Origin of the sequence: Salipiger sp. PrR007 (genome assembly GCF_010499845.1) — a bacterium.
Classification (GTDB): domain Bacteria; phylum Pseudomonadota; class Alphaproteobacteria; order Rhodobacterales; family Rhodobacteraceae; genus Salipiger; species Salipiger pacificus_A.
The window spans coordinates 1-1,410 of sequence record NZ_JAAGOZ010000103.1 but is presented as its reverse complement, the minus strand read 5'-3'; the positions used below and the strand labels follow the sequence as shown (position 1 = coordinate 1,410).

Sequence of the window (1,410 nt, the reverse complement as noted above, 5' to 3'; positions counted from 1 at the left end):
CCCGATGGAGTGATCCCATGACCTTTGCGCGTGGAAACGAGGCGCGGCTGCTGTCGCGCCAACAGGCGAGTTTTGGCACCGCCGAGGCGGCGGCCGATGGTGCCTTCCGGCTGATGCCCTTCTATTCCTACAACGTGTCGCCCACCGGCGAGCTCGCAAACGACGAAGCCGCCTACGGCGACTCGATGCCGGGCGATGTGGTCGCGGGGCTCGAGAACCTCACGGGCTCCATGACGGTGCCAATGGGGCTGAACTCGATCGGCTGGCACCTGCAGCAGCTTTTCGGCGATCCGGTGACCACCGGGACAGAGGATTTCAGCCACGTCTTCAACGTGCCGCGCCAGCAGGTGATCCGCCTCAGGACGCACGGGATTTCGCACACCGGCATCAATCAGCATTTCGTCCAGGACAGCCTGGCGATGACCGGGCTCGAGCTCTCGGGGCAGAAGAACGGCCAGCGCCAGCGGGTCACCTTCAATCTCGCCGGTCGCCAGGAGGTGGGCAAGCCCACCACGCTCGACGCGACGCCCGTGCAATATGCGCCCGATCCTGTGCCGGTCGGCTTCCAGGCGGCGCTGCTGATGGATGGCGCGGTCGCCGGGGCAGTGACCCAGGCGGCGCTGACGCTGAACAGCGGGATCGAGCCGGACCAGGAGGCGCTCAACGGTCTGCCCACGGCGGCCGCCATGCAGCCCGGCTTCTGGGAACTCTCGGGCACGCTGGGCGCGCGCTTCCAGGATCGCGTGATCTACGATCTCGCCAATACCGGCGGGGCGTTCTCGCTGGGCTTCAAGTGGGAGATCAGCGCGACGCGCTCGCTCGAGATCGTCTGTCCGAACGTTCGGCTCGAGCGCACCGGCGTGCCGGTCGAGGGGCGCGGTATCCTGTCGTCGTCGTTCAACTGGCGGGCCAATCGGCCTGCGGACGGTGCCGAGCTGATGACCATCACGCTCAAGAACAGCACCGCCAGCTACGCCAACCCGGCCTGATGGTCCTGCGTCTTCACCGGCGCGGCTCCGAGCCGCGCGAGATCGACCTCGGCTACGGCGTCACGGTCTCCTGCAGGCCGTTCGGCTACGCGGACTATCGCGAGGCCGAGGCGGCGGCGCTGCGGCTTGCCCGGCAGAACCTGCCCGAGGAGCTGCAACTCGAGGCCGAGATCCACGACGAGGAGAACCTCGGACCGGAACACGACGAAGCCCTCCGGGGCCTCGCCGCGCGATACGTGGTCAAGCTGCTTCTCCTGCGGTTCGGGGTGGGATGGGCCGGCGTCGAGCTCGAGGACGGCAGTGCCGCTCCGATGATCTCGGAGACGCTCGACGAGTTCATGCGGCTCTTCCCCGGTGTCTCCGCCACGCTGCACGGCGAGCTGCTGGCGCCCTGGATCGCATTGGAGATGGAGGGAAACGT

At 67.7% G+C, this 1,410-nt stretch carries 2 protein-coding genes; both read left to right on the top strand.

Going from position 1 to position 1,410, the window contains the following annotated elements; translation table 11 throughout:
- Positions 1-989 (top strand): phage tail tube protein (locus G0Q01_RS25660; protein ID WP_235940416.1); only part of this gene is annotated, 989 nt, incomplete at its 5' end.
- Positions 989-1,410, top strand: a 422-nt coding sequence (locus G0Q01_RS25655; protein WP_164213971.1) for a hypothetical protein, incomplete at its 3' end; no start/stop codon positions are given. The genes G0Q01_RS25660 and G0Q01_RS25655, both read left to right, overlap by 1 nt.